The sequence below is a fragment of the Streptomyces sp. HUAS TT11 genome (genome assembly GCF_051553595.1).
Taxonomy (GTDB): Bacteria; Actinomycetota; Actinomycetes; order Streptomycetales; family Streptomycetaceae; genus Streptomyces.
In genome coordinates this window covers 6,673,298-6,698,420 of the sequence record NZ_CP196184.1, presented here as the reverse complement: position 1 = coordinate 6,698,420, position 25,123 = coordinate 6,673,298, and the positions used below count along the sequence as shown (strand labels likewise).

The window sequence follows — 25,123 nt, the reverse complement described above, 5'->3', positions numbered from 1 at the left end:
TATTTCCGTTACGAGTGAGCCTCACTCGCACGAGCGACGGCGGCCCGAGTCACACGTTGCCGCGCACGCCCTCGGCCAGCTCACCCGCGAGCGCCCGCACCGCGTCCAGCGCGGCCGCCTCGTCCGGCGCGTCCAGCATCCGCTTGACGAACGCGGAGCCGACGATCACCCCGTCGGCGAAGGCGGCCACCTCGGCGGCCTGCCTGGCGTCGGAGACGCCGAGGCCGACGCAGACGGGCAGGTCGGTGGTCGCCCGGGTGCGGCGGACCAGGTCCTGGGCCTGGGTGCCGACCGTCTCCCGGGTGCCGGTGACGCCCATGAGCGAGGCCGCGTAGACGAAGCCGGAACCCGCCGCGGTGATCTCGGCGAGCCGCTCGTCCCTGCTGCTGGGCGCGACCACGAAGACCGTGGCGAGCCCGTGCTTCTCCGCGTGCTCACGCCACAGGCCCGCCTCCTGGACCGGCAGGTCCGGCAGGATGCAGCCCGCACCGCCGGCCTCGGCCAGTTCGGCGGTGAAGCGTTCCACGCCGTAGCGGTCGATCGGGTTCCAGTACGTCATCACGAGCACCGGCTTGCCGGTGGCCGCGTACGCCTCGCGGACCGTGCGCAGAACATCGGCGATCTTGACTCCGCCGCGCAGGGCGATGTCGTCGGCCGTCTGGATGACGGGCCCGTCGAGGACCGGGTCGCTGTGCGGCAGTCCCACCTCGACGACGTCGGCGCCGCCGTCGAGGACCGCCTTGACCGCGGCGATGCCGCCGTCGACGGTCGGGAAGCCGGCCGGCAGATAGGCGATGAGCGCGGACCGCCCCGTCGCCCTGGCGGCGGCGAGGGTGTCGGACAGCAGCCGGATGTTCCCGCTCACTTGGCGTCCTCCTCGATCTCCGCGGCCTCGCCGGCGGCGTCCGCGGCGACGGACGCGTCGGTGTCGTACAGGCCGAAGTACCGGGCCGCCGTGTCCATGTCCTTGTCACCGCGCCCGGACAGGTTCACGACGATCAGCCCGTCCCTGCCCAGCTCCTTGCCGACCTCCAGGGCTCCGGCGAGCGCGTGGGCGCTCTCGATGGCCGGGATGATCCCCTCGGTGCGCGACAGCAGGCGCAGGGCCTGCATGGCCGCGTCGTCGGTGACGGCCCGGTACTCGCCGCGCCCGCTGTCCTTCAGATATGAGTGCTCGGGCCCGATGCCCGGGTAGTCGAGGCCCGCGGAGATCGAGTACGGCTCGGTGATCTGGCCTTCCTCGTCCTGGAGCACGTACGACCGGGAGCCGTGCAGGATGCCGGGCTCGCCGGCGCTGAGGGTGGCCGCGTGCTCGCCGGTCTCGATGCCGTGCCCGGCGGGCTCGCAGCCGATGAGCCGTACGGATGCGTCGGGGATGAACGCGTGGAAGAGCCCGATGGCGTTCGAGCCGCCGCCCACACAGGCGATGGCCGCGTCGGGCAGGCGGCCGGCCCGCTCGAGCAGCTGCCGCCGTGCCTCCACCCCGATCACCCGGTGGAAGTCCCGCACCATGGCGGGGAAGGGGTGGGGCCCGGCCACGGTGCCGAAGAGGTAGTGGGTGTGGTCGACGTTGGCGACCCAGTCGCGGAACGCCTCGTTGATGGCGTCCTTGAGGGTGCGGGAGCCGGACTGCACGGCGACCACCTCGGCGCCGAGCATGCGCATACGGGCCACGTTGAGGGCCTGCCGCCGGGTGTCGATCTCGCCCATGTAGACGGTGCAGTCGAGCCCGAAGAGGGCGCAGGCGGTGGCGGTGGCCACGCCGTGCTGACCGGCTCCGGTCTCCGCGATGACCCGCGTCTTGCCCATCCGCTTGGTGAGCAGCGCCTGGCCGAGCACATTGTTGATCTTGTGGGATCCGGTGTGGTTGAGGTCCTCGCGCTTGAGGAACACCCGGGCGCCACCGGCGTGTTCGGCGAACCGCGGCACCTCGGTGAGGGCGCTGGGCCGGCCGGTGTAGTGGACGAGCAGGTCGTCGAGCTCGCGGGCGAACTCGGGATCGGACTTGGCCTTGTCGTACTCGACGGCCACCTCGTCCACGGCGGCGACGAGCGCCTCCGGGATGAACTTGCCGCCGAACGCGCCGAAATAGCCCTCGGCGCTGGGGACCCGGCCCTCGGGGTCGGGAATGAAGAACTCGCTGGGCATGCGGATACCTCGCTGGGGCCGAAGCCCCGGTCGGGTGGAGTCGGTGGTCACGTCGAAGGCGTGCGCGCTGTCCCCCCGGGCCGCCGTCCCGGCGCAGTGCCGGCACCACGAGCCGCCCCTCCGCCGAGCCGGCGATGCCGCTACGGCATGGACGGGCGGGACGTCACGGGAACCACACGGCGACCGGCGCGGGCGAACCGCTCCGCTCCGTGCCCTCAGGAAGGACGGACGGACCCGGATCCGGTTCGGCGCGGGAGACCGGCGCGCACGCCGAGGCGCCATCGCATGCCGTTGACCTGGCCGGGCTCGTCACCGATGACGTACCGCACCCGTCGCCCGTGCACCCGCCGCGCGGGGGCCCGGCAGCCGCGCGGCCGGCACCCACGCGCGAGACGGGCATAGGGATCCCTGGTCGCCACGGTGATCGGAAGCATCATCGGCGCCGACACTACCGGGGTACGGCCGTCCGTGAGTCCACCGCCCGGCGGTGCCCACTGGACCTGGACCGTCCCCGGAGCCATCGTCAGCTCCGGCCGTGCCGCAGCGCCGGGTGGGCACCCGCCGCCACCAGGTCGGCGACGGCCGTCTTCGGGTCGCGTCCGGTCACCAGCGACTCGCCCACGAGCACCGCGTCGGCACCTTCGTTGGCGTACGCGATCAGATCGTGCGGTCCGCGCACTCCGGACTCGGCGATCTTGACGATCCCCTCGGGGATCTCGGGTACGACCCGCTCGAACGTGGAGCGGTCGACCTCCAGAGTCTTCAGGTTGCGCGCGTTGACACCGATGACCTTGGCGCCGGCGTCCACCGCCCGGTCCACCTCGTCCTCGTCGTGCACCTCGACCAGCGGCGTGAGCCCGATGGACTCCGCGCGCTCGATGAGGGACTCGAGGGCGGGCTGGTCGAGGGCGGCGACGATCAGCAGGGCGAGGTCGGCGCCGTAGGCGCGCGCCTCCCACAGCTGGTACGACGTGACGATGAAGTCCTTGCGCAGCACCGGGATGTCGACCCGGGCCCGCACGGCCTCCAGGTCGGCCAGCGAGCCACCGAAGCGGCGCTGCTCGGTCAGTACGGAGATGACGGCCGCGCCGCCCGCTTCGTAGTCCGCCGCGAGCCCTGCCGGGTCGGCGATCGCCGCGAGCGCGCCCTTGGACGGGCTGGAGCGCTTGACCTCGCAGATCACCTTGACTCCCTCGCCGCGCAGGGCGGCGACGCCGTCCCTGGCCGCGGGGGCCTTCGCCGCACGCTCCTTGAGCTCGTCGAGGCTGACGCGCGCCTGCCGTTCCGCGAGGTCGGCACGGACTCCGTCGATGATCTCGTCGAGCACACTCACGCGAGCGGCCCCCTTCCTGACGGTTGATGATTCAAGAAGCCCGATGGGGGTCGGGCTTCGGCCACCGGACCGCCTCGGCGGGCGAAACCGATCGTCACTGCGATGGTATCCGCAGGAGGGCGTAGGCCTCGCATCCGGTTGACGCCGGTCCCACTACCTGGACATTCGCAGATTGATCAAGGGTGTAGCCAGCCACCGAAGGGCAGGTTCCGGACAACCGTGAAGATCAGCAGCAGCGGGACCAGGATCCACAGATGCACCGGCTGGAGTTCGATCCGCACCGGCCGTCCCCGTGCGGCGCGGAGCATCCAGACGACCCACACCACGGCGAAGAGCGGATAGCCGACCGCGGCCAGGGCGTTGTCGTGAAACGCCGTCAGAAAGTCACCGTGGACGAAGGCATGGGCGCTGCGCAGCCCCCCGCAGCCCGGGCAGTACAGACCGGTGTAGTGCAGCAGCGGGCAGACCGGATAGTGCCCCGGGGCGTTGGGGTCCACGGTGCCGACGTACGCGAAGGCCGCCACGACACCCGCGAGCACTCCGGCCGGGACGGCTGTTCGCCGGAACACGGCTGCGGCTCCGGTGTCCGGGCGGGTCGGGGTCGGGATCGGCGATGCGGGGTTCACGCCGGACATTCTGCCCGCCCCGGGTCCACCGTGCGCAGGAAGACGCGAGGCGGCCCCGGCGCTCCTGCGCCGGGGCCGCCTCGCGTCGACGGCAGGTGGAGGGCTCAGCTCTCCGTCGCGCCCGCGGGCTGGTGCGCCGAGTGGGACGCGGTCTTCGGCTGGCCGAGGCCCATCACGCGCATGATGCCGCCGACGACACCTCCGAGGGCGATGATGACCATGCCCGCCCAGAAGCCGATGGGCTGGGCCATCACGGTGAAGGCGCCCGAGACGCAGAAACCGATGAAGGCGATGATGACACCGGTCCAGGCGGCCGGGGTGTGACCGTGGCTGCTGCCCGCCATGACTTGCTCCTCGTTAGCTGAATGTGCATGTGTGAGCCGGACGCTCGGCGCCATTGTCCCGTACCCATGACCACCGGGTGGTCTCGGGGTCACTCCTCGGATGCGAGGGGCAGCCCCCGGGCGGCGGGCACGGCGGCGCCGGGCGGTCACGCCCCCGTCGGGTCCTCGCCCCGGTCGAGCGCCTTCCACAGATCCTCGGGGCGGTCCGGGTCGGCGGGCCGGGGTGCGCGCGGCCGGGGTGCGCCGTCGCGCTCGTAACGGCCCGACATCGCGGGCCACAGCCTGCCGTACCAGAGGGCGAGCAGGCCGGCGACGAGGATGAGCGCACCGCCGAACGCGGCGACGTACGGCCAGGCGGTGTGCGTGAGCGCGGTGGCGGTGGCGGAGCTGTCGCCGGCCGCCTGCGCCGCCTGCACGTCGAGTGCCGAGCCGTCGCCGGCGCCGAGCAGCGCGGCGGCGACGGTGCCCGCACCGGACAGCGCCAGCAGCCCGGCGACGAGCAGGCGTCCGGCCCTGCGGACCGCGAAGACGGCGACGAGCGCGGCGAGGCCCACTATGGCGAGGGCCGCGGGCACGCCCGTGACGTCGCCGCCCTTGGCGGTCAGCGGAAAGTGGGTGCCGACCACCTCCACGGTCCCCGCCGACCAGGACTGGCGGGAGGAGAGCAGCGCGACGGCCGCGCCGAGCGCGCCGCACAGCAGGGCGAGGGCGAGGCTGCGGCGGCCGGACCCGGCGGGTGCGGCGGCCTCGGAGCGGGGATGAGGTACGGCAGTCACGTACCCACTATCACCCGAACCCCCCGCGGCGCGTCACCCGGGTCCGGTCAAACCCGTGATCGCGCAACCGTTCCTCCGTGGCGCTCCCGGGAACAGCGCATGGAAGTCCCGGGAACGCCGCAGCGGTCGTGGCCCGGGCCGGCGGGGGCACGGCGGCCCGCACCCGGCCGGACGTCAGGGTGAGGTGAGCCGGTTCGCCGTGTGCACCGCACGGAGGACGGCCGCCGCCTTGTTGCGGCACTCGTCGTCCTCCGAGACCGGGTCGGAGTCGGCGACGACACCGGCTCCGGCCTGCACGTACGCCGTGCCGTCCCGCAGCAGTGCCGTCCGGATGGCGATGGCGGTGTCGGAGTCGCCCGCGAAGTCCAGGTAGCCGACACAGCCGCCGTACAGCCCCCGCCGGGACGGCTCGAGCTCGTCGATGATCTGCATGGCGCGCGGCTTGGGCGCACCGGAGAGCGTGCCGGCCGGGAAGCAGGCCGTCAGGACGTCGAAGGCGGTGCGGCCCTCGGCGACCCGGCCCGTCACGGTCGAGACGATGTGCATCACATGCGAGTACCGCTCGACGGACATGAAGTCGACGACCTCGACGGAGCCGGGCTCGCAGACCCGTCCGAGATCGTTGCGGCCCAGGTCGACGAGCATGAGGTGCTCGGCGCGCTCCTTGGGGTCGGCGAGCAGTTCCTCGGCGAGCGCCTGGTCCTCCTGAGGCGTCGCACCGCGGCGCCGGGTGCCCGCGATGGGGTGCACCGTCGCCCGGCCCTCCTCGACCTTCACCAGCGCTTCCGGACTGGACCCGACGACGTCGAAGCCGTCGAACCGGAACAGGTACATGTACGGCGACGGGTTGGTCGTCCGCAGCACCCGGTACACGTCCAGCGCGCTCGCCGTGCACGGGGTCTCGAAGCGCTGCGAGGGGACGACCTGGAAGGCCTCGCCCGCCCGGATGCGCTCCTTGATGTCCTCCACGGCCTCCCGGAAGTCCTTTCCGCCCCACCGCGCCGAATACTCGGGCAGCTCGGACGGCGGAAGGACGGCGGGCGGCTGGGCGACCGGGCGGGACAGGTCCGCCTCCATCGCGTCCAGCCGGGCCACGGCGTCCGCGTAGGCCTCGTCGACGCCGGTGTCCAGGTCGTTGTGGTTGATCGCGTTGGCGATCAGCAGGACCGAGCCCTCCCAGTGGTCCATGACCGCGAGGTCGCTGGTGAGGAGCATGGTCAGCTCGGGGAGCCGCAGCTCGTCGCGCTCGCCGGGGCCGATCTTCTCCAGGCGGCGCACGATGTCGTAGCCCAGATAGCCGACCATGCCTCCGGTGAAGGGCGGCAGGCCCTCCTGACGGGGCGTGTGCAGGGCTTCGACGGTGGCCCGCAGGGCGGCCAGTGGATCGCCGTCGACGGGTACGCCCACGGGCGGGGCGCCCAGCCAGTGGGTCCGACCGTCCCGTTCCGTCAGGGTGGCGGCGCTGCGGACGCCCACGAAGGAGTAGCGGGACCACGACCGGCCGTTCTCCGCCGACTCCAGCAGGAAGGTGCCCGAGCGCTCCGCGGCCAGTTTGCGGTAGAGCGCGACCGGCGTGTCGCCGTCGGCGAGGAGCTTGCGCGTGACCGGGATGACGCGGCGGTCGGTGGCCAGTTTGCGGAACGTCTCGAGGTCCATGGCGGCAGACCCTACTGACCCGCGGACGGCGTGCCGGGACCGGCGTCCTTCAGGAGCACGTCGGCGTCGAAGCAGGTGCGGTCGCCGGTGTGGCAGGCGGCGCCCACCTGGTCCACCGTGACCAGCAGGGTGTCGGCGTCGCAGTCCAGGGCTACCGCCTTCACGTGCTGCACATGACCGGAGGTGTCGCCCTTGACCCAGTACTCCTGACGGCTGCGCGACCAGTAGGTGCAGCGGCCGGTGGTCAGGGTGCGGTGCAGTGCCTCGTCGTCCATCCAGCCGAGCATCAGCACCTCACCGGTGTCGTACTGCTGGGCGATGGCGGGGATCAGCCCGTCGGCGCTGCGCTTGAGCCGCGCCGCGATCATCGGGTCGAGGCTGCTGGGCCTGCTGGGGTCGGGCGTGCTGGTCATGCGGACCATTGTGCCGCGCCACGCCGGGCGTCCCGGCCGCCGTCCGGTGGGCGGACCGTCCCCCCGGTCGTACGCTGACCCCATGTCGACCCATGCCAAGCGTGAACGACTCCTCCTCGCCGATCTGTTGGAGGCCGAGGGCCCGGACGCCCCCACACTGTGCGAGGGCTGGAACACCCGGGACCTGGCCGCGCACGTGGTGGTGCGCGAGCGCCGTCCGGATGCCGCCGGGGGCATCGTGATCAAGCAGCTCGCACCACGCCTGGAGAAGGTGATGGAGGAGTTCGCCGCCAAGCCGTACGAGGAACTGATCCAGCTCATCCGTACGGGCCCGCCGCGCTTCTCGCCCTTCTCGCTGAAGCAGATCGACGAGATGTCGAACACCGTCGAGTTCTACGTCCACACCGAGGACGTCCGCCGGGCGCAGCCCGACTGGACCGCCCGTGAGCTGGACGCCGTCTTCCAGGACGCGCTGTGGTCGCGGCTGGAGCGGACCGCCCGGCTGGCCGGTCGTGGCGCGCCGACGGGGCTGGTGCTGCGCCGCCCCGACGGGCAGACCGCGGTCGCCCACCGGGGTGCTCCGGTCGTGACGGTCACCGGCGAGCCCTCGGAACTGCTGATGTTCGCCATGGGCCGGCGGCGGGTGGCGGACGTGCAGCTGGAGGGCGACGAGGACGCGATCGCGAAGATGCGGAACGCCGACGAACTGGGGACGTGAGTCCCCGGGCCCCGGCGGCGGGTTCAGCGGGGAAGTTCGGCGCGCCGCAGGTCGCGGACGCACAGGGCGACGACCCCGCCGAGCCCGCAGACGGCGGCGCTGACGACGAAGACCGGGCCGGTGCCCCACGCCCCGACGGCGGCGGCGGACAACGGCATGCCGAGGGGTGCGATGCCGAGGCTGACGATGCCGCCGACCGCGCTCACCCGGCCCAGGTAGGCGGGATCCGCCTTCGTCTGCAGCAGGGCCCCGCACAGGGCTCCGCTGAGCCCGGCGAGCAGGCCGATGAGCAGGGCGGTACCGACGGCGGCGAGCAGGCTCGGCACAAAGGCCAGGGCGCCGATCGCGACCGCCCCCAGCAGGATGGCGACGGCGGCGATCCGTCCGGCGTGCGGCAGTCGGCCCCGCACGGTCAGCGTGAGCGCGGCGGCCCCGGCGCCCAGGCCGAACCCGGCGAGCACCCATCCCATCCCTGAGGCGCCCCAGCCGCGCTCGTCGGCGAGCAGGGTGAGCCCGATGTTGAGCGGGCCGACGAAGCCGAGGTCGCCGAGCGCGATGGCGACGATCAGGGGCGCGAGGACCCGGTGCCCCCGTATGTAGCGCAGGCCGTCGCGGAGGTCGCGCCAGGGCGTTGTTGCGCCGGGCCCGGCGGGCTCCACCGGGGCCGGTTCCCGGACGCGTACGGAGATCAGCAGCGGTACGGAAACGGCGATCAGCAGCCCCGCCAGAGCGAACGCCCCCGCCGCCCCGCCGAGCGCCACACCGAGGCCGCCGAGCGGCGCGCCGACGACGTTGGCGAACCTGATGGCGAGCCCGCGCATGCCCTGGACGCGGGCGAGCTGACCCGGTCCGGTGATACGCGCCGGGAGCGCGCCCACGGCGGGCATGAACACGGCGTCGACGGTGCCGAAGACGACGGCGAGCGCCGCCAGCAGCCACAGTTCGGGGCGGGTGAGCCACAGCAGCGCCGCCACCGCGAGCACGGCCGCGCAGCGCACGGTGTCGCTGCCGATGACGACCCTGCGCGGGCCGAACCTGTCCGCGACCACGCCGCCGCCCAGCATGAGCAGTGTCCGCGGCACGGCGCTGACCGCCGTGACCACTCCGGCCTGGGCGGGTGTGCCGGACTGGACGGCCGCCCAGGACAGGGCGAGGAAATAGACGCTGTCGCCCACCATCGAGGCGGTGTAGGCGCCGATCCACCGCAGGACGTTGCCGTCGCGGTGGGCGGGGAGCTCCGGGGCGTGCGGCTCGGCGGAGGGCGCGATCACGGTGGTCAAGGCGGTGGCCCCTCTCAGACGCGGAACGGGAATCCGTACACGTGCAGCGCGACGTGCTCGCGCCCTTCGGTCTCGCCGGCCGCCTCGGCGGCCCGGCCCTTCGCGTCGTACTTCCTGGCGAGCGCCTCCAGTTCCTGCCGCAGCTCGGTGAGTTCGGAGGCGGTGAGGTGCAGCCACGACTCGTTGTCCACGGCCGCGGTGTTCCACTCGGGGGTCCAGGTGGGGCGTTCGTCGAGGTAGCGCCGGTAGAGGTCGGCCCGCTGGTCGTGGAAGAGCCGTGAGGCCGCCAGGTGGGCCGCGGCCTTGCCCGGTTCGCCGCGGAAGTCCGCGTCGTGGATGCTCACCCCGTCCGAGGCCGCCCGCCACCAGCGTTCCCGGCCGTCCCCGCTCTGCGGCTCGGCCTCCTCGAGCAGTCCGTGCTCGGCGAGTTTGCGCAGGTGGTAGCTGACCAGCGAGACGGCCTCGCCGACGTTGTCGGCGAGTTGGGAGGCGGTGACGACGCGCTGTGCGCAGACCAGTCGGTACAGGTTCGCCCGCAGCGGGTGTGCGAGCGCCTTCAGCGTGCCCACGTCCGTGATCCGGCGGTTCTCCTTGCTTGGCATGCCCTCACGGTAGATACGAAAGGAAAATTGCACAACAGATTTTGCGCAACCTTCCTTTCGCATCTGCCGTGCAAGAAGCCCCGGCCGCTCCAGGGAGCGACCGGGGCTCACATCGGGCGTGGCGTCACCGCACCGGGTGACCTGCCGCCCGCAGGGTCTCCTTCACCTCACCGATCCGCAGGTCGCCGAAGTGGAACACGGACGCCGCCAGGACGGCGTCGGCACCCGCGGCGATGGCCGGCGGGAAGTCGGCCGCCGTGCCGGCGCCGCCGGACGCGATGACGGGGACCGTCACGTGCTTGCGCACGGCCGCGATCATTTCCAGGTCGTAGCCGTCCTTCGTGCCGTCCGCGTCCATCGAGTTGAGCAGGATCTCGCCCGCGCCCAGCTCGGCCGCCCGGTGCGCCCACTCGACCGCGTCGATGCCGGTGCCGCGCCGTCCGCCGTGGGTGGTCACCTCGAACGAGCCGGACGCCGTGCGGCGCGCGTCGACCGACAGCACCAGGACCTGCCGCCCGAACCGCTCGGCGATCTCGCGGATCAGGTCGGGACGCGCGATCGCGGCCGTGTTGACGCCCACCTTGTCGGCGCCCGCCCGCAGCAGCCGGTCGACGTCCTCGGCCGTGCGGACACCACCGCCGACCGTCAGCGGGATGAACACCTGCTCGGCGGTGCGGCGCACCACGTCGTACGTCGTCTCACGGTTGCCCGAGGACGCGGTGATGTCCAGGAACGTCAGTTCGTCGGCGCCCTCGGCGTCGTACACCTTGGCCATCTCGACGGGGTCGCCCGCGTCGCGCAGGTTCTGGAAGTTGACGCCCTTGACGACCCGGCCGTTGTCCACGTCCAGGCAGGGAATGACTCGGACCGCCAGGGTCATGAATCCACGGCTCCTCTTGCTGCTTCTAGCCTCTGAAGGCTTCCAGTTCCACTTCGACCAGGATGCGGGGGTCGACGAAGCCCTCCACGACCAGCAGGGTCGCGGCCGGGCGCACGGAGTCGAAGATCTCCTTGTGGGCCCGGCCGACGTCGTCGACGTCCCGCAGATGGGTCAGATACATCCGGGTCCGGATCACCGATGCGGGACCGAGCCCGAATTCGGCGATCGCCTCGAGTGCGCCGGTGAATGCCACCTTGGCCTGCTCGTACGGGTCGCCCTCCCCGTACAGCACGGAACCCTTGAAGGCCGTCGTACCGGCCACCAGCACACGGTCGCCCGCCGCGACGGCACGTGCGAACCCGAAGGACTCTTCCCAAGGACTTCCGCTCTGCGTGCGCCGTACGGCATCGGACGTCATGACGACACTGCCTCCAAGGCCTCTTCCAGGGTGAATGCCTTCGCGTACAGGGCCTTCCCGACGATGGCACCCTCGACACCGAGCGGGACGAGATCGGCGAGCGCCCGCAGGTCGTCCAGGGAGGAGACACCGCCGGAGGCCACGACCGGGCGGCCGGTGGCGGCGCAGACGTCCTTCAGCAGTCGCAGGTTCGGCCCCTGGAGCGTGCCGTCCTTGGCGATGTCGGTGACGACGTACCGCGCGCAGCCCTCCTTGTCGAGGCGCTCCAGCGTCTCGTAGAGGTCGCCGCCGTCACGGGTCCAGCCCCGGCCCCGCAGGGTGGTGCCCCGAACGTCGAGGCCGACCGCGATCCGGTCACCGTGCTCGGCGATGACCTTGGCGACCCACTGCGGGGTCTCCAGGGCGGCGGTGCCCAGGTTCACCCGGGTGCATCCGGTGGCCAGGGCGGCGGCCAGGGTCTCGTCGTCCCTGATGCCGCCGGACAGCTCGACCTTGATGTCCATCGCCGCGGTGACCTCGGCGACGAGCGCGCGGTTGTCCCCGGTGCCGAACGCGGCGTCCAGGTCGACCAGATGCAGCCACTCGGCGCCCGCCGCCTGCCAGGCGAGGGCGGCCTCCAGCGGGGAGCCGTAGGACGTCTCGGTCCCGGACTCGCCGTGCACGAGGCGGACGGCCTGGCCGTCGCGGACGTCGACGGCGGGGAGGAGTTCGAGCTTGGCCATGGTCTACAGGGTTCCGATCCAGTTGGTGAGCAGTTGTGCTCCGGCGTCGCCGGACTTCTCGGGGTGGAACTGCGTGCCCCGCAGGGCGCCGTTCTCCACGGCGGCCACGAACGGCTCGCCGTGCGTCGTCCAGGTCACCTTGGGGGCGAGCAGCAGCCGGCTGCTCGTCTCGAACCGCCAGTCGTGGACGGCATAGGAGTGCACGAAGTAGAAGCGCGCGTCCGCGTCCAGGCCGGCGAACAGCTCGGAGTCGGACGGCGCCTCGACGGTGTTCCAGCCCATGTGGGGCACGATCTCGGCCCGGAGGGGCTCGACGGAGCCGGGCCACTCGTCGAGGCCCTCGGTCTCCACACCGTGCTCGATGCCGCGCGCGAACAGGATCTGCATGCCGACGCAGATGCCCATGACCGGACGGCCCCCGGACAGCCGGCGGTCGATGATCCAGTCGCCGCGCGCCTGTTTCAGTCCCTCCATACAGGCGGCGAAGGCGCCGACGCCCGGCACCAGCAGGCCGTCGGCGTTCATGGCGGCGTCGTAGTCGCGGGTGATCTCGACATCGGCTCCCGCACGGGCCAGCGCGCGCTCGGCGGAGCGGACGTTGCCGAAGCCGTAGTCGAAGACCACGACGCTCTTCGCAGCGCTCAATTCCACACCTCCAGCCGGAGGACGCCGGCGACGAGGCACAGGCCCGCGCTGATCGAGAGCAGCACGATCAGGCTCCTCGGCATCTGCTGCTTGGCGAAGGAGATGATTCCGCCGACGAGGAAGAGGCCGACGACGATGAGGACGGTCGACAGTCCGTTCATGGCTTTACAGTGCGCCCTTCGTGGAGGGGAGGATGCCGGCCGCGCGGGGGTCGCGCTCGCTCGCGTACCGCAGGGCCCGCGCCAGCGCCTTGAACTGGCACTCCACGATGTGGTGCGCGTTGCGCCCGTACGGCACGTGCACGTGCAGCGCGATCTGGGCCTGGGCGACGAAGGACTCCAGGATGTGCCGGGTCATCGTGGTGTCGTACTCGCCGATCATCGGCGCCATGTTCTCGGGCTCGGTGTGCACGAGGTACGGGCGGCCGGACAGGTCGACGGTGACCTGGGCGAGCGACTCGTCCAGCGGGACCGTGCAGTTGCCGAAGCGGTAGATCCCCACCTTGTCGCCGAGCGCCTGCTTGAAGGCGGCACCGAGCGCGAGGGCGCTGTCCTCGATGGTGTGGTGCGAGTCGATGTGCAGATCGCCGTCGGTCTTCACCGTCAGATCGAACAGACCGTGCCTGCCGAGCTGGTCGAGCATGTGGTCGTAGAAGCCGACACCGGTGGCGATGTCGGTCCTCCCGGTGCCGTCGAGGTCGATCTCGACGAGGACCGAGGTCTCCTTGGTGGTGCGCTCGATTCTTCCGACGCGTCCCTCGCGAGTCATGCGCTGTACTCCTTCTTCAGTTCACGTACCGCGTCGAGGAACGCGTCGTTCTCCTGTGGGGTTCCGGTGGACACCCGCAGCCATCCGGGCACGCCGTTGTCCCGGACCAGGACGCCCCGGTCGAGGATCCTCCGCCAGGCCTCGTGGGTGTCGGCGAACCGTCCGAACTGGACGAAGTTCGCGTCGGAATCCGTCACGTCGTACCCGGTCGCGCGCAGTTCCGCGACGAGCCGGTCCCGCTCGGACTTCAGCTGCTCGACGTACTTCAGCAGCGTGTCGGTGTGCTCCAGGGCGGCCAGGGCGGTCGCCTGGGTGATCGCCGACAGGTGGTACGGCAGCCGTACGAGCTGGACCGCGTCCACGACCGCCGGGTGGGCGGCGAGATAGCCGAGGCGCAGGCCCGCCGCCCCGAAGGCCTTCGACATCGTCCGCGACAGGACGAGGTGCGGCCGGCCCGCGATGAGCGGCAGCAGCGAGCTGCCGTGGCTGAACTCGATGTACGCCTCGTCCACGACGACCATGGAGGGCTTCGCCGCCTGCGCGGCCTCGTACAGGGCGAGGACCGTCTCGGCGGGGACCGCGTTGCCGGTGGGGTTGTTGGGGGTGGTGACGAAGACGACGTCCGGCCGGTTCTCGGCGATCGCCTTCTCGGCGGCGGCGAGGTCGATCGTGAAGTCCTCGCCCCGCGGGCCCGGGATCCAGCCGGTTCCGGTGCCGCGCGCGATGAGCGCGTGCATCGAGTACGACGGCTCGAAACCCATCGCCGTGCGGCCCGGCCCGCCGAAGGTCTGCAGCAGCTGCTGGATGACCTCGTTGGAGCCGTTGGCCGCCCAGACGTTCTCGAGGGCGACCTCGTACCCGCCGGTCTTCGTCAGGTACTCGGCGAGCCTTGTACGCAGCTCGACGGCGTCCCGGTCCGGATAGCGGTTGAGGTCACGGGCGGCGTGGCGCACACGCTCGGCGATCCGCTCGACCAGCGGCTCGGGCAGCGGGTACGGGTTCTCGTTGGTGTTCAGCCGCACGGGGACGTCCAACTGGGGTGCGCCGTAAGGCGACTTCCCCCGCAGTTCGTCCCGTACGGGAAGATCGTCGATTCCGAAGCTCACTTGCTCTCAGGCACCTTCCAGCCGAACCGGGCCTTGATCGCGGCGCCGTGCGCCGGCAGGTCCTCCGCCTCCGCGAGCGTCACCACATGGTGGGCGACCTCGGCCAGCGCGTCCTTGGAGTAGTCGACGACGTGGATGCCGCGCAGGAAGGACTGGACGGACAGACCCGAGGAGTGGCAGGCGCACCCGCCGGTCGGCAGCACATGGTTGGAACCGGCCGCGTAGTCGCCGAGGGAGACCGGCGCCCAGGGGCCGACGAAGACAGCGCCCGCGTTCCGCACCCGGTCGGCCACCGCGGCGGCGTCCGCCGTCTGGATCTCCAGGTGTTCGGCACCGTAGGCGTCGACCACCCGGAGGCCCTCCTCGATGCCGTCGACGAGCACGATCGCGGACTGCCTGCCCGCGAGCGCCGGGCGGATCCGGTCCTCGATGTGCTTGGTGGCCTCGACCTGCGGCTCCAGTTCCTTCTCCACCGCGTCGGCGAGGTCCACCGAGTCGGTGACCAGGACGGCGGCCGCCAGCGGGTCGTGCTCGGCCTGGCTGATCAGGTCCGCGGCGACGTGCACCGGATCGGCGGTCTCGTCCGCGAGGACCGCGATCTCGGTGGGACCGGCCTCCGCGTCGATGCCGATCCTGCCGGTGAAGTAGCGCTTGGCCGCGGCGACCCAGATGTTGCCCGGGCCGGTGACCATGGTGGCCGGCGGGCAGGACTCGGTGCCGTACGCGAACATGGCGACCGCGGTCGCACCGCCGGCCGCGTACACCTCGTCGACACCCAGCAGGGCGCAGGCGGCCAGGATCGTCGGGTGCGGCAGGCCGCCGAACTCGGCCTGGGCCGGGGAGGCGAGGGCGACGGACTCGACTCCCGCCTCCTGCGCGGGCACGACGTTCATGATCACGGAGGAGGGGTAGACGGAGCGGCCGCCCGGCGCGTACAGCCCGACACGGTCCACCGGAACCCACTTCTCGGTGACGGTGCCGCCGGGTACGACCCGGGTGGTGTGCGCGGTGCGGCGCTGCTCGCGATGGACCAGACGCGCGCGGCGGATGGACTCCTCCAGGGCCGCACGCACGGCCGGGTCGAGCCCGTCGAGGGCCTCGCCGAGGGCCTCGACGGGGACCCGGACGGACTCCAGGCGCACACCGTCGAACTTCTCGGCGAAGTCGATCAGCGCCGCGTCGCCGCGATGATGCACGGCTTCGCAGATCGGACGCACCTTCTCCAGGGCGGCCGCTACGTCGAAGTCGGCTCGGGGCAGCAGGTCACGCAGGGCAGGCCCTTCGGGGAGGGCGTCGCCGCGCAGATCGATTCGGGAGATCACAGGGCTAATTCTCTCAGACGGCGATGGCCCGCTGGACAGCCGTATCAACGGCTGATACGGAGCGTGGCCGGCCGGGCGGATCGCGTGGTCACCGGAGCGCGGCCCGCAGGGCGCCCGCCCGTACGGCGCCCTGGCCCGCGCCCGCGCGTGTCGGACCGTGCGCGGCCCGCCCGCGGGTCGGCACCGGGGTGTGCCGGGCCGGCTCCCGCCCTCCCCGAACCGGGGCTCGAGGTGGCCGCTCGCCGGCGGACCCGCCGCATGCCGGCCTTCGGTCCGGTTGCGCCCTGCACGGCCGCCCCGTCCGCACCGGCGCCGCATTCCGGCCGAACTGCCCGGGGACTCTCGCGCCGGCCGGGGCGCGCCCGCCGTCGCAGCACGGAGCCTGCCACGCCACGCCGTCCGCGATCCGGAATCGGCGTTCCGCTACCTGGGATCCGGTCGACGCCGGGTCCGCCATCCCCGATTCCCGGCCCTCATGGGCGGCGGCGCCGGGCCGGTGCGCCGGCCGGGCCCGGGCTCACTCGAGCTCCGGCGAAGCGGTTCCGCGGCCTGCCACGGCGGCGGGGCCGGCCTCCGGGATGGCCGGATCGGGTGACCGGCACCGCACCCGGAAGATCGTCTTCACCGATAGCGTTCGGCCGGTCACACAGCGGGCATGAACGGTCGTACGAAACCCGTGAGTAGCCGGGGAGAAGGGAAGGTGCCGTGACCGAGGGTGCCGGCGTCCGCGACGGGGACCTGCCGGAGGACCTGACCGCGACGGAGGCCGGGATGTGGCAGGCCTTCCGCAACGGCAGCGAGTACGACCTGCGCAGCGGGGACGCCGCCGTGGACGATCCGCACGGCGGCGTCCCCTGGGGACCCGACCGCTCGGTGCGGGCCCGCATCGTGGCCTGGCTGCTCCTGGACGGGCCGCACGCACTGGCGGGGCGGGTCTCCTCGCTCAAGCTGACCGGTGTGCGGATCACCGGCACGCTGGATCTCGCGGGCGGCACGATCGTGCCCTACGTGGAGTTGATGGGCTGCCGGTTCGAGAGGGAGGTCCTCCTGCCGGAGGCCCGCTTCACGACCGTACGGCTGGTGGACTGCTCGGTGCCCCGCCTGGAGGCGGCACGGGTGCAGACCGAGGGCGATCTGCATCTGCCCCGCTGCCGCTTCCACAACGGCGCGCGGCTCACCGACGCGCACATCGGCACCGATCTGCTGCTCAACCAGGCCGTCGTGTACCGGGACCGGCGCGGCCGCTCGATCACCGCCGACGGGCTGACCGTCGGACAGGACCTCCAGGCCGAGATGCTGGAGTCGCACGGTGAACTGAGCCTGCGCAGCGCGACCGTCGGCGTCTCACTGAGCCTGCGCGGCGCCAGGCTGACCAACCCGTACGGCCGGCTGGCGCTGAACGCCCCGCAGCTGACGGTGGAGCGCTCGCTCTACCTGACCCCGGCGGGCGTCGGCAATCCGCTGCTGACCAGCGGCACGACGCCCGCGCGCGGGACGCGGGTGCAGCGTTTCGAGTGCCGGGGCGGGATCCGGCTGGACGACGGGCGGTTCGGGGACGCCGTCGACCTCGAGCAGGCCCTCTTCTCCCTGGAGGACGACCAGGAGCTGTCTCTGCGCCGGATCCAGACCCCGGAGCTGCGCTTCCTGGGCGAGGGACCCGAGCGCGGCAAGGTGGTCCTGTCGGGCGGCCGGATCGTCACCCTCGTCGACCGGTGGACGAGCTGGCCGGTGCCCGGCAACCTGCACATGGGCGGTTTCACCTACGAGAACCTCGTCCCGCAGGACGCCTTCCCGCTCGCCCGGCGTCTGGAGTGGGTGTCGGCGGCGACCGCCGAGTACAACCCCGAACCCTATGAGCGACTCGCGACCGTGCTGCGCAATTCCGGGGAGGACGAGGACGCCCGCGAGGTGCTGCTCGCCAAGCAGCGGCGCCGACGCGAGACGCTGCCGCTCGCGGCCAAGTTGTGGGGGTACGCGCAGGACTGGACCGTCGCCTACGGCTACCGGCCCGGCCGCGCGGCGGTGTGGATGGCGGTGCTGTGGGCGGCGACGTCCCTCGCGTTCTCGCACGCGAGCCATCCCCCGGTGAACAAGGACGGCCATCCGGCATGGAACCCCTCCCTCCTCGCCCTGGACCTGCTGCTGCCCGTCATCGACCTCGGCCAGGCCGGTCAGTGGCAGCTGAGCGGCGGCTGGCAGTGGCTGTCCGCGGTGGTCATCCTGCTGGGCTGGATCCTGGCGACGACCATCGCGGCGGGGGCGACGCGGCTGCTGCGGCGGGGCTGAGCGGGCGGCGGCCGCGCGGTCTGCACATACGGGCCCAACAGCACCGAAACAACCTTCTTTTACCTACTCTTGACTATTGAGAGTACAACTAACTACGGATTAGGTTTTCACCCTGGCGCGTTCCCGACCTGCGGCTTTTCAATGGTCGACACCATGGCACTGCTGCGCGCGTTCATCCGTACGACACGGATGACCCGTTCCTCCTCCCGTCTCGCTCCCGGGCTGCCCGCGGACGGCGAGGTCCTGCTCGACGCCCCCGACGAGCACCTCGGACCGGCGCTGGTCGCGGCGGCCCAGGGCGACCACGGCCCGGCGGCCAAGCTGCTCGCGACCACACGGGAGACCGCCGAGTGGGAGGACCGCGACCGGTATGTGACGCGGCTCGCCGATTTCGCCCGCTTTCGCGGCGAGTGGTTCGAGGAATGGTGCGCCGTCTCCCCGGACGACCCGGACGCGCTGCTGGTGAAGGCGGAACTGACCCTGACGCGCGCGTGGGAGTCACCCGACCGTGCCGAACTGCTGCGGCTGACGGGCCCGTTGATCGCGGCCGCCTGCGAGGGCGATCCGCGCGACCCCGTGCCGTGGCGGATCGCGCTCGACCACGCACGGGGCACCGAAGCGGGCCACCGGGAGTTCGAGCGCCTGTGGGGCGAGGCGGTTCACCGCTGCGCGCACCACTACGGCTGTCATGTGGCGGCACTGCGCTACCTCGCCTCCTCCTGGCACGGATCGCACAGCGAGTGCCTCGACTTCGCCGAGACCGCGGCGCAGGACGCGCTGCCCGGCTCCCTCGTGCAGGCACTGCCCGTGCGTGCGGCCTTCACCTACCTCGCCTACGGCGGCGGGACGGCGGTGGGCCGCGACCGGCTGGACGCGGCGGCGGACCGCGCGATCGCGCTGTCGGCGCGGTACGCGGCCGCCGATCCGTGGCCCGCGGAGGTGCGCAACCTCCTGACGTTCGTCCTGGTCGGTCTGGAGCGCTGGGAGGACGCGACGGCTCAGCTGCGCATGATCGGCCCGTACGCCACCTCGTTCCCCTGGGCCCGGGTCGACGACGATCCCCTGGGCCTGTTCCTCCGGCTGCGGGAGGGCGTCTGCCGCGAGGTGTCGGCCGGCCGCCCCAGGCGTCCGGCGGGGCCCCTGCTTCCACGAAGTGGGCATGCCGGGCCCACTTCGTCGCGCGACCATTAGGCTTTCCCGTCGTGACCACCGTCCGACTCCCGCTCTTCCCCCTGAACTCGGTGCTGTTCCCGGGACTCGTGCTCCCGCTGAACGTCTTCGAGGAGCGCTATCGCGCCATGATGCGCGAGCTCCTGAAGACCCCCGAGGACGAACCGCGCCGCTTCGCCGTCGTCACGATCCGCGACGGCCACGAGGTGGCCCCCAGCACCCCGGGCATGCCCGACCCGACGACGGTGCCCGACCGGGGACCCGCCGCGGGGTTCGGGGCCGATCCGGCCAAGGCCTTCCACAAGGTGGGCTGTATCGCGGACGCGGCGACGGTCCGGGAGCGGGCCGACGGCACGTTCGAGGTGCTGGCGACGGGCACGACGCGTGTCCGTCTGCTCTCGGTGGACGCCTCGGGCCCGTATCTGACGGCCGAGTTGGAAGAGCTTCCGGAGGAACCGGGCGACGAGGCGGGCGCACTCGCCGAGGGTGTGCTGCGGGCGTTCCGGCAGTACCAGAAGCGGCTCGCAGGCGCGCGGGAGAGGTCGCTGTCGACGGGTGCGGACCTGCCGGACGAGCCGTCGGTGGTGTCCTACCTGGTGGCGGCGGCGGTGATGCTGGACACGCCGACGAGGCAGCGGCTGCTCCAGGCACCGGACACCGCCTCCCGCCTCCGCGACGAGCTGAAACTGCTTCGCTCGGAGACGTCGATCATCCGGAGTCTGCCGTCGTTGCCGGCGTCGGACCTGACCCGGACTCCGACCAGTCTGAACTGAAGCACGACATGTGGGGAACGGCCGGGATGGCGAAGAAGAGCAAGAAGCAGCAGCCCGGGGGAACCCCGGCGACGGTGGCGCTGACCGCGGCCGGAGTTGGGTTCACGGTCCACTCCTACGAACACGACCCGTCCCACCCCTCGTACGGCGAGGAGGCCGCGGAGGCGATGGGCGTGTCCCCCGACCGGGTCTTCAAGACGCTGGTGGCGGACGTGGACGGCGCACTGGTGGTCGGGGTGGTTCCGGTGGCGGGATCGCTGGACCTGAAGGCGCTGGCGACCGCGGTGGGCGGCAAGCGGGCCGCGATGGCCGACCCGACCCTGGCCGAGCGTACGACCGGGTACGTGCGGGGCGGCATCTCCCCGGTGGGCCAGCGCAAGAAGCTGCGCACGGTGGTCGACGACTCGGCGTCCTCGCACGCCACGATCTGCGTCTCGGCGGGCCGCCGCGGCCTGGAGGTGGAATTGGCCCCCGGCGACCTCGCGAGGGTCACAGAGGCGATCCTGGCGCCGATCGCGCGTGCGTGAGCACTCGACGGACGGCCGTTCCTCGGCTAGTACGGAAACATGTCGAAGAGGACACGCAAACGCAAATGGCGCATGAAGAAGGGTCACGCCAATCACGGCCACCGGCCGTCGTGACCACGTCCCGCAACGAGAACAGCGCCGGGCGGCTCGGCTGAGCCGCCCCGGCGTGCCCCCAGGGGGTCACGCCGCGGGCGGGCCCCCGTAGGACGTCGCGTACGGGTCCGGATCACGCGGGCCGAACAGACCCGTCAGACCGAGGTGCACCACCAGGGCGGCCAGCGGCCACGCGAGCAGCGCCCCCTTCGCGCCCAGCTTCAGGGGCGCGGAGAACGTCACCCCCTTGCCCACGGCCTTGGCGTGGGCGATCACGTTCTGCGTGGGTCCCAGCCAGACCCCGACACGCCATGCGAGCACCGAGCCGAGCAGTCCGCCCAGAGCGAGCGCCACGACCAGCGGGACCCCGCCGCGCCGGCGCGCCAGGAAGACGACCAGGGCGCTGACGGCGCCGAAGGCGAGCGCCAGCAGGGTGAACGTCCCGTCCACACCGATGGCCTGCTCGCCCTCCGTGTCCTTCAGATAGACGACCCAGTTCTTGTCGACCAGGTCCCCCACGAGCGGCACACGCGGCGCGAGCCACGCCCACAACAACCCGAGCACCACCCCAGCGAGGGCGACGCACACCGTGATGACGGCTGCCTCGAGCACCTCGGTCTTCGTTCCGGGCCCGTCCGTCTTGAACGCGGGCGTGGCTCCGTGCGGCGCGGGTCCGGCTCCCGGAGGGGCAAACACGGCTTGCCACCCGTGGTGCGCGGAGTGCGGTGACTGTTCATGCGGCGGCGGAGGAGGAGTCAACGGAGCGGTCACCTTCACATCCTGCCAGTCGTGTCGGTCAAAGGCGTCACCGGACGGCCGCTCGGCGGTACGCCCAGGTCGCCAGGGCGAGCGAAGCCACCCCGACGGCGGCGCACACCCCCAGGTCACCGAGGACGAGCGCCCAGTCCGGATCTCCGCCGAAGGTCCGCGCGAACGCCTCGACACCATAGGTCGACGGCAGGGCGTCCCGCACGAGCTGCACGACCTCCGGCATCCGGTGGGCCGGCAGCACACCCAGCAGCAGCGCCGCCGACATGCCCAGCTGGCCGAGCAGCGTGGCCAGTTCGGGGCGCGGCGCGAGCAGCCCGAGCGCGGCGCCGAGCCCGGACAGCGCGGCCCCGGCCAGCGGGATCACCGCGAGCAGCACCCAGAGATGGGCGAACGGCAGCCCGAAGAGCACACACCCGAAGACGGCGGTCACCACCGTTCCGGGCACGGTGAAGGACGCGTACGCCCCGGCCGCCCCGAGGACCACCGCGGAGGCGGGCACCGGCAGTGTGGCGTAGTGGTCGAGCCCACCGCTCGCGCGCAGCTGGCCGAAGTACTGCGCCAGCAGGTTCAGTCCGACGTAGGCGACCACGAGCACGGACGAGCCGGCGACCACCGACCGCGCGTCGTCGCCGCCGGACACGACCCCGCGCAACATGATCATGATGCCGATCGACTGGAACGTCGCCACGAAAAGCAGCGGGATCCGCGCGACCCGAGCACGGGAGAGCTGCGCGCGGTACACGGCGGCCAGGGACGGCCACAGCCGTGGCCGGGGCCCGAGGACCGCGGCTTCCTCCGCGTCGTCGTCGGCCACCCTGACGCCGGGCAGAACCTCGGCGGGTACGACACTCACGTCGCGCTGCTCCTTTTCGTTGCTGCCGCCCCGCCCGGCACGGACGCGGCACCCCTTCCGCTCCGTACGGACCCGGCGACCCGCGGGCTCATGCCTTCACCAACCCCTGGGTGCTGCCGCCGAGCGCCAGGTAGACGTCCTCCAGGCTGGGGGTGGCCAGTGTGAAGTCGTCGAGGGCGGCGAAGGCGGCACCGCCCGTCACGGTGGCGACGGCCGCGCGCGCCTCCTCGGGGGCCATCCGCAGCGACCAGCGCCGGCCGGACTCCACGGCGCGGGCGCGCAGTGCCGCGACCTCGGGCACCTCGAGTGGCGCCTGCTCGCGCCACACGAGTTCGACCCGCACCTCGCCCGCCACGCGCTCCTTGAGGCCTGCCGGGGTGTCGCAGGCGATGACACGTCCCCGGTCGAGAACGGCGACCCGGTCGAGAACGGTCTCCGCCTCGATGACGTTGTGGGTCACGAGAACGACGGTGCTCCCCCGCTCGGCGCGCCGCCGGTTCACGGCGGCCCACACGGCCCGCCGGGCGACGGGGTCCATCGCGGTGGTCGGCTCGTCGAGCACGAGCAGCGGGCGGTCGCCCATGAGTGCGGCGGCGAAGCATGCGAGCCGGCGCTGACCGCCGGAGAGCTTGTTGAGCGGCCGCGAGGCGATCGGCGTGAGGCCGAGCTCCGCGAGGACCTCGTCCCGCTCCTCGCGCGCCCGACGCACCTCGAGACCGCGCAGCCGCCCCGTGGTCTCGGCGGCGAGCGAGACGGTCAGCTCGTCGAGCGCGGTGGACTCCTGCCCGAGGTAGGCGAGGATCCGCGCCGCCCGTTCGGGGTGGCGCACGATGTCGTGTCCGAGGATCTCGACACTGCCGCGGTCGGGACGCATCAGACCGGTCAGCTGGCGTACGAGGGTGGACTTTCCGGCGCCGTTCGGCCCGAGCAGCCCGAAGATCTCCCCGCGGCGGATGTCCAGCCGCACGTCGTCGGTGGCGCGCACCTCGGGGGACCCGGGCACGCCACGCCGGCCGCGTACCGCCGGATAGGTCTTGGTCAACCCCCGCACGGCGCACACGACGGCGCCACCCTGCCGTCGTGCCTGTGCGGTGCGCGTACTCACAAGGGACGAGGGTACGGGGTACCGCCGGTCGCCCGGCTCCCGGGGCCCGTCGGCCCCGCGCGCTTCAGGGCCCGGCAGGTGAGTGCTCCGTCGCGGTGCGCTGGTCGATCTCCCTCCAGAACCCGGCCCGGATCGCGTACCGGTCACGCTCGTCGATCTGGTCGTCCTTGTGCGCGAGCAGCCCGAATCGCGCCGCATAGCGCAGCAGTTCCCCGTCGATGCGGTGCGGCACGCGCGGATACATGCCCGACAGCTTCTGCAGCTGCGCCTGGTCGGCGAGTCGCCCGATCCACCGCCGCGCGAACACCTGCCCCACCTCGTAGGGGTCTCCGCCCACCGTGGTGATGTCCTCCTCCCGGTCGGCCCAGCGCTGCTCCGCCGTCGTCAGCTGCGCCAGTGTCGGCAGCGAGGCGGCGTCCGGCGGCTCGGCGGCGACGGGCCGGTCCACCCAGCCCTTGTCGGAGGACCACCGCAGGGTGGCCCCGGCGGGCTGCTGCACGGACGGGGCGCCGTGCGCCCTCAGGGTCGCCAGGTCCTTCGGGGTGGGAACGCCCTTGGGGGCCGACACCCGCTCCTGGGTGCCGTTCGGCGAGGCGGACGCAGTGACGTGTTCGGGCTGGGCGGCGGGCCGCTCCGCGGTGGCGGTGAGCGCCGACTCGGGCAGCGGAGCCGAAAGGATCGCGGCGATCTCCGGCCGCGGCGCCGGCGGCGGCGCACACACCCCGCCCAGTTCCTTGGCCCGCACCGCCTTGGTGATCCAGGTCCGGTCGAGCACGCGCCGTTCGTCGGCCTCGGCGACCAGGTCCTCGGACTGGTTGTAGTCGCCGTCGGCGGCCTGGACGGCCCACAGGTGCACGGCGACCCCGTGCTCCTTCGCGGCCATCATGCCCGGCAGCAGATCCCCGTCGCCGGTGACGAGCACGATGTCCGAGCAGGCGCGGTTGCGGGCCAGCTCGGTCAGCTCCGCGTGCATCGCGGCGTCGACGCCCTTCTGCGCCCATCGTCCGTCGCTGCGGGTCAGCGCGCCCAGGCGCACGGTCACCCGGGGCATCACACGCAGCCTGCGGTGCTCCGGCTGCGGCACCCGGTCGGGGGCACCGTCGAACCAGTAGATGCGCAGCAGCGGCCGTTCGGTGTCCGACTCGGCGCGTTCGCGCAACCCCAGGATGAGAGCCGCGTGGTCGACGGTGATCCGGGACCTCGATGGCTCCCCGGCGAGCAGACTGGCGGCAGCCCCGAGCAGATACCCGGCGTCCACCAGGACGATGCAGCGGTCCACGCGTTCCACCCTCTTTCCGGGAGGTTTGCTTCGGGCTTCCTTCGAGTCTGCCCGACCGCCGAGAGGTTAACGGCCCGAACTCGATCTTCGGCGTGGCGGAATGCGGTCATGGCCCCTCCACTGCCTCTGTCACGGACGGTAATTGCACGAAATGCGTTCTTTATCAGCCTATGTGAATCTGGTCCCGGCCCTGGCCCCTAGATCCCCCACAGGAGGCATCACCATGGCCAAGAACAAGAACCGCAAGCAGGCCGGCACACAGAGCCGCTCCTCGCAGCCCGAGCAGGCACAGGACCAGTCGCACAGGCCCGCTTCGGAGTCGCACGATTCCCCGATGCCGCAGACCCAGGGCAGCCCCGCGGATGTCGCCCGTAAGAAGCAGAAGAGCTTCGGCCACAACTGAAGTCTGCGCCAGGGCCGTTGAAGCCCCGGAACATAAAGAGGGGCGCACCCGTCCACGGGTGCGCCCCTTGTACGCAGCGGCTCGGCTCACCGGGCCGCGGCCACCT

Annotated in this window: 29 protein-coding genes; 6 read left to right on the top strand and 23 right to left on the bottom strand. The window is 72.3% G+C overall.

What is annotated here, in order from left to right; genetic code table 11:
* Positions 1-49: 49 nt before the first annotated feature.
* The 9 genes from trpA to hisI all read right to left on the bottom strand — a co-directional run bounded on the left by trpA (position 50) and on the right by hisI (position 7,296).
* Positions 50-865 (bottom strand): tryptophan synthase subunit alpha, encoded by an 816-nt coding sequence (trpA, locus tag ACSHXN_RS29900; RefSeq protein ID WP_355133107.1) that lies wholly within the window; start codon positions 863-865, stop codon positions 50-52.
* Positions 862-2,148, bottom strand: a complete 1,287-nt coding sequence (gene trpB, locus ACSHXN_RS29895) for a tryptophan synthase subunit beta (protein ID WP_355133109.1) — start codon at positions 2,146-2,148, stop codon at positions 862-864. The genes trpA and trpB overlap by 4 nt, the downstream gene beginning before the upstream one ends.
* A gap of 215 nt (positions 2,149-2,363) precedes the next feature.
* Positions 2,364-2,585: a tryptophan biosynthesis modulator TrpM gene (trpM, locus tag ACSHXN_RS29890; RefSeq protein WP_079050970.1), complete on the bottom strand. Its 222-nt coding sequence runs from the start codon at positions 2,583-2,585 to the stop codon at positions 2,364-2,366.
* Between the two features lie 86 nt (positions 2,586-2,671).
* Complete coding sequence (trpC, locus tag ACSHXN_RS29885; RefSeq protein WP_059133188.1) at positions 2,672-3,481, bottom strand: indole-3-glycerol phosphate synthase TrpC; 810 nt, start codon at positions 3,479-3,481, stop codon at positions 2,672-2,674.
* A 176-nt stretch (positions 3,482-3,657) separates the two neighbouring features.
* The gene (locus ACSHXN_RS29880; RefSeq protein WP_355133111.1) at positions 3,658-4,116 is read right to left on the bottom strand and encodes a DUF2752 domain-containing protein; all 459 of its coding nucleotides are present in this window, start codon (positions 4,114-4,116) and stop codon (positions 3,658-3,660) included.
* Between the two features lie 95 nt (positions 4,117-4,211).
* Positions 4,212-4,451, bottom strand: a complete 240-nt coding sequence (locus tag ACSHXN_RS29875) for an HGxxPAAW family protein (RefSeq protein WP_331267552.1) — start codon at positions 4,449-4,451, stop codon at positions 4,212-4,214.
* A gap of 146 nt (positions 4,452-4,597) precedes the next feature.
* Positions 4,598-5,227, bottom strand: coding sequence for a TIGR02234 family membrane protein (locus ACSHXN_RS29870; RefSeq protein ID WP_355133113.1), 630 nt, complete (start codon positions 5,225-5,227; stop codon positions 4,598-4,600).
* Between the two features lie 174 nt (positions 5,228-5,401).
* Positions 5,402-6,883 (bottom strand): anthranilate synthase component I, encoded by a 1,482-nt coding sequence (locus ACSHXN_RS29865; protein ID WP_356291863.1) that lies wholly within the window; start codon positions 6,881-6,883, stop codon positions 5,402-5,404.
* An 11-nt stretch (positions 6,884-6,894) separates the two neighbouring features.
* A complete protein-coding gene (hisI, locus tag ACSHXN_RS29860; RefSeq protein WP_355133117.1) occupies positions 6,895-7,296 on the bottom strand; it encodes a phosphoribosyl-AMP cyclohydrolase in 402 nt (133 codons plus the stop codon).
* A gap of 82 nt (positions 7,297-7,378) precedes the next feature.
* On the opposite strand from hisI, the gene ACSHXN_RS29855 reads away from it, so the two are divergent.
* The gene (locus tag ACSHXN_RS29855; RefSeq protein ID WP_355133119.1) at positions 7,379-8,014 is read left to right on the top strand and encodes a TIGR03085 family metal-binding protein; all 636 of its coding nucleotides are present in this window, start codon (positions 7,379-7,381) and stop codon (positions 8,012-8,014) included.
* A gap of 23 nt (positions 8,015-8,037) precedes the next feature.
* Here the strand turns inward: ACSHXN_RS29855 and ACSHXN_RS29850 are convergent, their stop codons facing one another.
* From ACSHXN_RS29850 to hisD, 10 genes are all read right to left on the bottom strand, one after another.
* A complete protein-coding gene (locus tag ACSHXN_RS29850; RefSeq protein ID WP_383356013.1) occupies positions 8,038-9,294 on the bottom strand; it encodes an MFS transporter in 1,257 nt (418 codons plus the stop codon).
* A gap of 14 nt (positions 9,295-9,308) precedes the next feature.
* Positions 9,309-9,896 carry an ArsR/SmtB family transcription factor gene (locus tag ACSHXN_RS29845; protein ID WP_356108210.1) on the bottom strand — a complete coding sequence of 196 codons (588 nt, stop codon included), beginning with the start codon at positions 9,894-9,896 and terminating at the stop codon, positions 9,309-9,311.
* Positions 9,897-10,020: 124 nt separating this feature from the next.
* On the bottom strand, positions 10,021-10,776 hold the full coding sequence (hisF, locus tag ACSHXN_RS29840; RefSeq protein WP_355795716.1) for an imidazole glycerol phosphate synthase subunit HisF: 756 nt from the start codon (positions 10,774-10,776) through the stop codon (positions 10,021-10,023).
* Between the two features lie 25 nt (positions 10,777-10,801).
* On the bottom strand, positions 10,802-11,194 hold the full coding sequence (locus ACSHXN_RS29835; RefSeq protein WP_355133127.1) for a RidA family protein: 393 nt from the start codon (positions 11,192-11,194) through the stop codon (positions 10,802-10,804).
* Positions 11,191-11,916 carry a bifunctional 1-(5-phosphoribosyl)-5-((5-phosphoribosylamino)methylideneamino)imidazole-4-carboxamide isomerase/phosphoribosylanthranilate isomerase PriA gene (gene priA / locus ACSHXN_RS29830; RefSeq protein WP_355795712.1) on the bottom strand — a complete coding sequence of 242 codons (726 nt, stop codon included), beginning with the start codon at positions 11,914-11,916 and terminating at the stop codon, positions 11,191-11,193. The genes ACSHXN_RS29835 and priA overlap by 4 nt, the downstream gene beginning before the upstream one ends.
* A gap of 3 nt (positions 11,917-11,919) precedes the next feature.
* Positions 11,920-12,561: an imidazole glycerol phosphate synthase subunit HisH gene (gene hisH, locus ACSHXN_RS29825; RefSeq protein WP_355133131.1), complete on the bottom strand. Its 642-nt coding sequence runs from the start codon at positions 12,559-12,561 to the stop codon at positions 11,920-11,922.
* Positions 12,558-12,722 (bottom strand): hypothetical protein, encoded by a 165-nt coding sequence (locus ACSHXN_RS29820; RefSeq protein ID WP_059133199.1) that lies wholly within the window; start codon positions 12,720-12,722, stop codon positions 12,558-12,560. The genes hisH and ACSHXN_RS29820 overlap by 4 nt, the downstream gene beginning before the upstream one ends.
* A gap of 4 nt (positions 12,723-12,726) precedes the next feature.
* A complete protein-coding gene (hisB, locus tag ACSHXN_RS29815) occupies positions 12,727-13,329 on the bottom strand; it encodes an imidazoleglycerol-phosphate dehydratase HisB (protein WP_355133133.1) in 603 nt (200 codons plus the stop codon).
* Complete coding sequence (locus tag ACSHXN_RS29810) at positions 13,326-14,435, bottom strand: histidinol-phosphate transaminase (RefSeq protein ID WP_355133135.1); 1,110 nt, start codon at positions 14,433-14,435, stop codon at positions 13,326-13,328. Before ACSHXN_RS29810 ends, hisB begins: the two co-directional genes overlap by 4 nt.
* Complete coding sequence (gene hisD, locus ACSHXN_RS29805; RefSeq protein ID WP_355133137.1) at positions 14,432-15,757, bottom strand: histidinol dehydrogenase; 1,326 nt, start codon at positions 15,755-15,757, stop codon at positions 14,432-14,434. The genes ACSHXN_RS29810 and hisD overlap by 4 nt, the downstream gene beginning before the upstream one ends.
* Positions 15,758-16,462: 705 nt before the next feature.
* Between hisD and ACSHXN_RS29800 the strand changes: the two genes are divergently transcribed.
* From ACSHXN_RS29800 to ybaK, 4 genes are all read left to right on the top strand, one after another.
* Positions 16,463-18,043, top strand: a complete 1,581-nt coding sequence (locus ACSHXN_RS29800) for an oxidoreductase (RefSeq protein ID WP_383356022.1) — start codon at positions 16,463-16,465, stop codon at positions 18,041-18,043.
* A gap of 153 nt (positions 18,044-18,196) precedes the next feature.
* Complete coding sequence (locus ACSHXN_RS29795; protein WP_355133141.1) at positions 18,197-19,234, top strand: hypothetical protein; 1,038 nt, start codon at positions 18,197-18,199, stop codon at positions 19,232-19,234.
* 11 nt (positions 19,235-19,245) lie between these two features.
* The gene (locus ACSHXN_RS29790; RefSeq protein ID WP_355133143.1) at positions 19,246-19,986 is read left to right on the top strand and encodes an LON peptidase substrate-binding domain-containing protein; all 741 of its coding nucleotides are present in this window, start codon (positions 19,246-19,248) and stop codon (positions 19,984-19,986) included.
* 26 nt (positions 19,987-20,012) lie between these two features.
* The gene (gene ybaK, locus ACSHXN_RS29785) at positions 20,013-20,513 is read left to right on the top strand and encodes a Cys-tRNA(Pro) deacylase (RefSeq protein WP_356108219.1); all 501 of its coding nucleotides are present in this window, start codon (positions 20,013-20,015) and stop codon (positions 20,511-20,513) included.
* Between the two features lie 180 nt (positions 20,514-20,693).
* On the opposite strand, the gene ACSHXN_RS29780 is transcribed toward ybaK, so the two are convergent.
* The 4 genes from ACSHXN_RS29780 to ACSHXN_RS29765 form a co-directional block, all read right to left on the bottom strand.
* Complete coding sequence (locus ACSHXN_RS29780; protein ID WP_355133147.1) at positions 20,694-21,377, bottom strand: AAA family ATPase; 684 nt, start codon at positions 21,375-21,377, stop codon at positions 20,694-20,696.
* Between the two features lie 34 nt (positions 21,378-21,411).
* Positions 21,412-22,230 (bottom strand): ABC transporter permease, encoded by an 819-nt coding sequence (locus ACSHXN_RS29775; protein WP_355133149.1) that lies wholly within the window; start codon positions 22,228-22,230, stop codon positions 21,412-21,414.
* Between the two features lie 88 nt (positions 22,231-22,318).
* Positions 22,319-23,290 (bottom strand): ABC transporter ATP-binding protein, encoded by a 972-nt coding sequence (locus ACSHXN_RS29770; protein ID WP_355133297.1) that lies wholly within the window; start codon positions 23,288-23,290, stop codon positions 22,319-22,321.
* A 109-nt stretch (positions 23,291-23,399) separates the two neighbouring features.
* Positions 23,400-24,614 carry an NYN domain-containing protein gene (locus ACSHXN_RS29765; RefSeq protein ID WP_355133151.1) on the bottom strand — a complete coding sequence of 405 codons (1,215 nt, stop codon included), beginning with the start codon at positions 24,612-24,614 and terminating at the stop codon, positions 23,400-23,402.
* Between the two features lie 223 nt (positions 24,615-24,837).
* On the opposite strand from ACSHXN_RS29765, the gene ACSHXN_RS29760 reads away from it, so the two are divergent.
* Positions 24,838-25,017 carry a hypothetical protein gene (locus ACSHXN_RS29760; RefSeq protein ID WP_355133153.1) on the top strand — a complete coding sequence of 60 codons (180 nt, stop codon included), beginning with the start codon at positions 24,838-24,840 and terminating at the stop codon, positions 25,015-25,017.
* The last annotated feature ends 106 nt before the right edge of the window (positions 25,018-25,123 follow it).